Source organism: Mesorhizobium sp. WSM4828 (assembly GCF_055811175.1).
The window spans coordinates 79,412-86,671 of record NZ_JBVVQK010000027.1 but is presented as its reverse complement, the minus strand read 5'-3'; the positions used below and the strand labels follow the sequence as shown (position 1 = coordinate 86,671).

Here is a 7,260-nt window from a genome sequence, read left to right as displayed (position 1 = left end):
CCCCCCCCCCCCCCCCCCCCCCCCCCCCCCCCCCCCCCCCCCCCCCCCCCCCCCCCCCCCCCCCCCCCCCCCCCCGGGGGGGGCGCGGCCCCCCCCCCCCCCCCCCCCCCCCCCCCCCCCCGGCAGACGTGGTTTTTGAAAGTTACCCTAAAGCAGGTACGTCAACGGCCAGCGAATTGGAAATGGCAAGGCCGTGAACGGAATTCAGGGAGAAAGCGCCACTTACCATGGCCGAGACCTCAACGGCCAGAGCGATCTCTGCTTCTGGAGGCAGCCATTAGATCCTCGCGGGCGTGATTGTAGGCGCGGCTTATGGACTGCCCGACTTGACCACCCCGCCGCAGCTGTTCAAAGGAGGTTTGCGGGCCTACTGTATCACGGACTGAAGCCGCAATACCTGCTATGTGGCCGTCCAAATTCGCACTCCGTTCCTCTGCTGCATGCTGCGGCGGAGGCATGTTCTGCAACAGGCCATGCAGGTCGGGAAGTGAGTTAGCTTGCGCTTGTTGATTTGCGTCTAGCTGGTGATACGCGGCGACAATAGCATTTTGTGCGGTCGCCTTGACCATGTGGTCCTGATGAGGATCAGCAGCCAATTCAATGGCCTGCTCAAAAATGCGAGATTTATTTGGATCATTAAACTTGCTGAAGTTATGCGCCACAAACATAACTCCAAGCGCTTGCTCCATTGGGTCCATGTTGCCAATGCGATTAACAAGAGCAGTCTGCTTCTGGGGCCCTAGAAAATGGCCTACATTACTAGCCGCTCTGACTTGGAGCAATGCTACATCATCCGAGTTGAATCCCAATCCGGCCGTCAATCTGTCGACCAGAACGTTGGCTGATCCTCCGAGCTGGTTGTTGCGCCTATCAAATCTGCTGAGGTCAGACTCTTGCCCAGGTTCACCCCGAACGGCTTTTCGCTCTTGCGTCCCAAGGGATTTGAAGCCCCCAAGATTTCGCGCTGTATCGCGCGGGTTAGCGGTTACTAGCCGTTCTGCAACATCGTTCAATGGCCCATCTGGAACGTCACGCAGGGTACGGCGTTCCTCGGCGTTCCCCACGCTGCGGGATGAACTTGCAGCTGCGCGTGGTTTGTTATCGCGATCCATTGCTCGGCCTCCAAAGGCGTTTCTCTACCCATGAGGTTACCACCGAAGCTTGATCTGCTAAACCAATATGGTGTTACACTTGTAGTCTCGCAGAGGCTGAAATTGGCCTCAAAAGACGATGCGTGTTTCGCAGCCTGATGGCACGAATGGCACGCCGATGCCGCCTCTTTCGCCTGCTCCTACCCGTCGTTGGACAACCCGGGCATGATGTCGCCCGCAGCAGCTTCTCCTTTGAGAGCGGGCCTGCATGCTCGAGCGTTTCCATGACGACCATCGCCTAGTTCCAGCCGAACACCCGCGCCGAGCTGTCCTCCCTTCCTTGACAAGGAATCAGTCGCGACCTCATCGGCAATTTGCACAGCGCCGCGCTAATATCATTGCCGTGCCATGCGACCACCAAGGCGTTCCTGCTGCAGTTGGGGTTCGACACCATTCGCGATCTCCCACCCAACCAGCGCAGGCGAGGAGCAAAAGTCCGCCGGGGAAACAAATCGCTCCCGCGAGTGGGCGGCACGGCATCGCGCAATGGCGCCCCGTCCTCGACGCGGCCACCCCTGTCGTGCAGCGGCAGTCAGCGCCAGCGCTGGCGACGGTGCCGGTCCGTATCTCCTGCCCGCGGGCTATTGAATCGAGCGAGGCGATCGCGGCGCTAGAGGCAATGGCAACATCTTCAATGCCCTGTGCCGCCGGATTTTCTCAACGAGAAAGCGCCACCTCTGGAGCAAGATGATTTGTGGCGGCGCTGCTTGCAACCGGAATGAGAACAGACCGCAGCGCCTATAAACACCTCATAACGAAGAATTGTCGGTCCGTGTTATGGAGGTTAACCGGTTGCAATTGCCGCGCAGCGTCCAGCAGTGCGACGATCTCGCGATCGGTATAGATATGCGGCGTCAGCCGCCCGGTGGGCCTCGCCGAATATGGTAGTTGCCGGAATTAGCTCGCCGGATCGACGCGATTCTCATTTTCGGCAAAGGGTCGCCGCCCTTCAGCCGATGCCGGTCACTGCAGCGAAGCAAGTCTTGCCGCCTTGACCGATCGCGAATTCGGCACTTACCTCGCTACCTGATGCGCCAAGCAGTCTGCCGAAGGCAGATCGCGCTACCCCGGCGCGGGTCAACGGAAACGCATGTCCCTTTGCTGTGGGCGCCGGTTCCGGTACCTGAAGCACACCGTCGTCATCGCGACAGGCTTCCCGGCCTGGGCGGAAGCCACTTCCTCGACGCCCTGACGGCACCGCGCGCCGACGTCCGCGACACACGCTGGCACACCTCGAAACAAAAATGCCTGTAGCCCACCGCGCACGGTCATCGGGCGAGGAATATTCCCTGATTGTGAGCATCGAAAATTTCCCTAGTTGGCGCTGCTGCCGCCCACGATTGTCCGGAACTGGCGACTTTCGCTCCCGCCTCGATAGTCCGTTCCGATTTGATCGGAATCGGAGCGGCGTTTGTGGTCCAAGGAGAACTTCTCATCATATTGGATCTGCACCGTCAGGGCCCGCCCGTGGCGGCGATCGCCGGGCGAACATGCCGCGACCCAAGATGGTCTGCAAATACATGGAGCGCAGGCTCCAACTCCCGGCCTATGGCCCTGGACAGGCGGCGGCCAAACAAGATCGCGCCCTTTGTCGGCTATCTGCGCGAACGGTTCTCAACTTTTCCCGATCTGAGCGCCGTGCGCCTGAGGCGCGGGATTTGTGAGCGCGGCTATGACGCCTACACCGCCGTGAAGCGTTTCGTGGCCGCAGTCCGACCGCAGGAGCAGGTGCGTCCCTTCGAGGTGCGGTTTGAGGCTCCGGCCGGACATCAAGCACAGATCGACTTCGCGCGCTTCGTCCCCGAGTTCACTGACACGCCGGGCATGGATGCGCATGGTCCGGCTGTTCTCGCTCGTGCTTGGTCACTCGCGCTACATCTTCGCCCGCTACGTCATGCACCGGGACCTGCAGACGCTGCTGCGCTCTCATATGCAGGCTTTCGACGCCATTGGAGGAACCCCGTCGAGGGCCGACTCACGCGGGCGGCCTTAATACGCGATGACCCGCTCTCACGAAGGTACCGGCGAGCCGTACTGCGCGCGCAACCGAATTCCTTTGCAATCCCTTTCGCGCCTCAGCCGCATCGATGCAGGCGCACCATCGACATCACCTCCTCTGCTTGCAGCATCCCTCACCCTGCATCGCCCCTCGATGGTGCAGGACGCACAGAAAGTGTCACCTCCCAAAGAGAGGGGTCTGTAGATGAAGCCTTCGAAGCCGTTCTCCGCTCCGTATTTGCGGGCAGCCTCCTTGCCCGGCTTGAACCGCTGACCGGAACGACAGGCCCTATTCGGAGCGGCGCGGTGTGAGCACCAGCGTGAGCGGCTCGCCCGATGCGAGCTTGCGTCGCCTTCCTGATTCCCTCCTCTCGCCTGGTGCCGGCCCGAGGTGCGTCTAGTCCGACGGCCGACGCCCGCCTCAAACCATTGTGGCTGTGCAGGTCTGTGGCGGGCTGTGCAATTTGGGGACCAGTATCGATCATGAGCGGATCAGCTTGGTTCTGATGCCCGCTTTTCGGGCGTCGCACCTGATTCGTTCAAAAGAGCAGCAGGGTGGTTCGATCCGGCACTGACCTTAAGCGGGGGGCTGGTTTGAGCCGGTGCCGGACCGAACCGTCTCAGGGCAACGCCGGCTATTTTGTGGATGATTGGGACGATCTCGCGGCTAAAGGATGGCGATAATGTGTCACGGAATCACCGTTTCCAACACGCACTTGGCAAATGTGACTAGACGTTTCCGACTGCCCGGCGCAGCTCGGCTTCGGCCAAGGCTCTGCAGTGTTAGCTGTAGGCAGAGCACCGACCGGCCACAGCGGTCGGGATGAAGGATAGGGAAACACTCACAAGACTGATTCCGCAGCACGACCGGCGATACACGCACAGTGACCAGCCGCTGCGGCTCGAGGGCGCGAACCCGACCAGATCCTCATGCCTTAAGGACTCACACTGGAAAGCCACTGAGTGACGGGATCACCTTGCCGCTTGCTCACATCTAGCCTACCTGAGGGACGCGGAATCATTGCCACACCTAAGTGTTGAGACAAAACACCGTGGCGCCATCGCGCCCTGTCGACCGAGGCCTGACCAGCAATGCTGCGTTTCTGGGCGGCGGCCGCGACTACCAGAACTCCTGAATGTGGGACGATTGCAAAGAATTGGGTCAATGGTGGGCTGCAGTACACGCTCATCCAACCAGCCGCCCTCCGAGCGAAACGACATGGAGCAGCATTTCGGCGAGCAGCTGTCCGACCTCGCCCTCACCCAGCATGGCTGAGTACAAAGTTATTGCTCACGCCACGTGCGCCTCCCATTATTTCCGGCGACGTACCGCGGCCCAATCTGATGACGGTGCGCTGGTGGCGATTCGCCCAGTCGATAGGCAAGCCAATGCTCACGCGCCCGACGCGATCGTCTATTTTCCCAGGATCTACAATTGAGGTCGAGGTGTTGTCGCCGTTTCAGTGGGTAAGATGGGATAGGCTATCTCCGGGGGCTTTCCGGTCAGCGAATTAAGGAAGGCAACGAGCAGATCGACTTCGTTTTGCGTCAATTCTTCGCCAAGCTGGGTGGTCCCCATGATGGCGACGGCCTGTCTTAGATCCCAAACCTTGCCCGAATGAAAGTACGGCGCGGTGATTGCTACGTTGCGCAACGGTGCCACGCGGAAAACATAGGAATCGTCGGCTGCATTGGTGAGGGCAAATCGACCCTTGTCGTACTCCGGCAGAACATCCGCGCTAGGCTTCTCAATGAGGCCGAATGGGTAATACCCTTCGCCTCCAACGTTGATACCGGAATGGCAAGACGAGCAGCCCTTTTCGATGAAAAGTGCCAGGCCCTGTTTCTCTTCGGAACTGATGGCGGCGTCATCGCCATTGAGAAAGGCGTCGAAGGGGGCCGGCGTGACCAGTGTCGCCTCAAAGGCTTCGATTGCCTTGGCCACGTTTTCGAAGGAAATGCGATCGGCTTCATCCGGGAAAGCCGAATTGAACCACTCGATATATTGCGGCATCGACTTGAGTGTGTCGATGACTTGATCCGGTGTGTTGGCCATTTCGCCACCGGCCTGTATCGGTCCTTTGGCCTGAGCCTTCAGGTCCGCGGCGCGACCATCCCAAAACTGCCTTTTGTTAAAGACGGCGTTAAATACCGTCGGCGCGTTGCGCCATCCCTTCTGCCAACCATGGCCAATCGACGTTTCGTGATTGTCGTCGCCTCCGGTCGCCAAGTTGTGGCAAGAGTTGCACGAGATGACGCCTGACGCCGAGAGGCGTGGATCGAAGAACAGTGCCTTGCCGAGGGCAATCTTCTCCGGTGTGATCGGGTTGTCGGCGACCGCCGGCCTGGATGGCAAAGGCTTGAAGGTGGCCAGTGCCGTTTGTCTGAGATCTACTGGGATCAGTTGCGCAGCAAATGCGGTGGCCGCCAGAAAGGCAACAGCCATCGCAGTGAATAGCATTTTCATAAATGGTGTCCTTGCGGTGTGCACGGCAACCATTCTCCACATGCGGTTCGCGAGCGCCTTGCGCTATATCAGCGGATCGAGAGAATCTGGCCTGCCGGCCGGGCCGTGATACGGCATGGAGCGGCAGAAACCGCAACGGTGTGTTCATCGCTCCGATAGCGGATTCTAAGAGGTGGGCGCGCAACATCGCTGTTTGTTCGCCCGAGGGGTTGGTTGGTTCCGTGGTCCACGACAACGCCAACGTGCTTCTACGGCCGAAGTTTGGTACTCCAGCGGATGCACGGCTGATGGTATCGAACCACTTTCTGGGTCTTCCGCTCTCGCTGTTGCAAAATTCAAAGGGACGAGATCGGGAACGAAAGTCAATACTGACCCAGTTACGGGACAGCCATAACCGCGCAGATCAGCGTTCACGAACCGCTTGATACGGCGCTACAGACCTCGATATTGGGACGGTATCGAATGGTCCTGTCGAGACATTTGTTGCTTTCAGCGGAGACCACCACTAGAAGCGACGCTTCGCCGACTAAGGTTCAATCCGCCCGGAGAGTTTCATGACAGAAGAAGCCTACAAAAACATCGACAACCTCATCCAGCTTACCGCTGATGTCGTGTCAGCCTATGTCTCCAACAATCCGGTCCCGGTGGGCGATCTCCCTGCACTGATCGGCCAAGTGCACGCGGCACTCGAAGGCAGGATCGGAAGTGTCTCCGCAGAAGAGCCGCAGGTTCTGAAGCCTGCTGTCCCGATCAGGAAATCGGTGACGCCGGACTACATCATCTGCCTCGAGGACGGGAAGAAATTCAAATCGGTAAGGCGCCATCTGTCGACCCACTATGGTATGACGCCGGATGAATATCGCGCAAAATGGGGGCTGCCCGCGGATTATCCCATGGTCGCGCCGAATTACGCCGCCGCGCGCTCTGCGTTGGCCAAGACGATGGGGCTCGGCCGCAGACCGAAACAGCCAGAGACGAACACGCCGCCGAATAGGACCCGTAAGAAGGTCGCAGCTTGATACCATCTTTCTAGATCCGTTCTGGAGCGGGCGGCTGCAACAGGCGTGATCTGTACAGAACGTGAAAAAGGCGGGGGCCCACTCCCGCCTTCTTGGAGACGACGTGACTTCACAAGGAATTTACGCCCGCTTGCAGCCACCTGCTGCCTCGGCCTTCCGGTCGATCCATGTTCTCGCCCGCTCTTATCAGCAGTCATCAGCACATCCGGCAGGTGCCGCGTCATTCCGGCTCTTGCCCGGACGCAGGAGAAATTCAGTCAGCTCTGCTGAGGCTGCCAGCGAGGACTTGCCAGCGCGTCAGTCGATCTCAAGTTTGACTTCTCCCGTCAGATACGTCTCGAAGGGACCGGCTTGATGTCTCTGGTCCCGGCAGTCTAGTTAGCCCGCGTCAGTTCCGAATTTTGGGCGGACAGGCGGAAACAAACTTGGTCAGCCGCACTTGAGTTTGCTGCGTCAATCCATCTTCCGTCGACGAAACCTCGGCATTGCGGATCACGCGCTGAGGTTGACTGGGTGCTTGGGCGCAAGACCCCTGCGCCGACAGGATTCGACCGGACGACACTTAACTCCGCCTTTCGTTGACAAACGCTGGTTCGCGGCCAAACCGGAACGGATTTGATATAAC

Annotated in this window: 3 protein-coding genes and 1 pseudogene; 2 read left to right on the top strand and 2 right to left on the bottom strand. The window is 59.4% G+C overall.

The features are described from left to right. Nucleotides 1-239: 239 nt before the first annotated feature. A complete protein-coding gene (locus AC0L2X_RS25700; protein WP_473600556.1) occupies nt 240-1,112 on the bottom strand; it encodes a hypothetical protein in 873 nt (290 codons plus the stop codon). Between the two features lie 1,452 nt (nt 1,113-2,564). On the opposite strand from AC0L2X_RS25700, the pseudogene AC0L2X_RS25695 reads away from it, so the two are divergent. Beyond that, nucleotides 2,565-3,114, top strand: a pseudogene (locus AC0L2X_RS25695) (transposase); the annotation flags it as partial. A 1,464-nt stretch (nt 3,115-4,578) separates the two neighbouring features. Here AC0L2X_RS25695 and AC0L2X_RS25690 read toward each other — a convergent pair. Then, nucleotides 4,579-5,616, bottom strand: coding sequence for a cytochrome-c peroxidase (locus AC0L2X_RS25690; protein ID WP_473600555.1), 1,038 nt, complete (start codon nt 5,614-5,616; stop codon nt 4,579-4,581). Between the two features lie 554 nt (nt 5,617-6,170). Between AC0L2X_RS25690 and AC0L2X_RS25685 the strand changes: the two genes are divergently transcribed. After that, nucleotides 6,171-6,635, top strand: coding sequence for a Ros/MucR family transcriptional regulator (locus AC0L2X_RS25685; RefSeq protein ID WP_473506306.1), 465 nt, complete (start codon nt 6,171-6,173; stop codon nt 6,633-6,635). The last annotated feature ends 625 nt before the right edge of the window (nt 6,636-7,260 follow it).

What these genes read in the sequence shown, in the direction of transcription:
- AC0L2X_RS25700 (WP_473600556.1), bottom strand. Translation starts at nt 1,112, where the DNA reads ATGGATCGCGATAACAAACCACGCGCAGCTGCAAGTTCATCCCGCAGC.
- AC0L2X_RS25685 (WP_473506306.1), top strand. Translation starts at nt 6,171, where the DNA reads ATGACAGAAGAAGCCTACAAAAACATCGACAACCTCATCCAGCTTACC.
- AC0L2X_RS25690 (WP_473600555.1), bottom strand. Translation starts at nt 5,616, where the DNA reads ATGAAAATGCTATTCACTGCGATGGCTGTTGCCTTTCTGGCGGCCACC.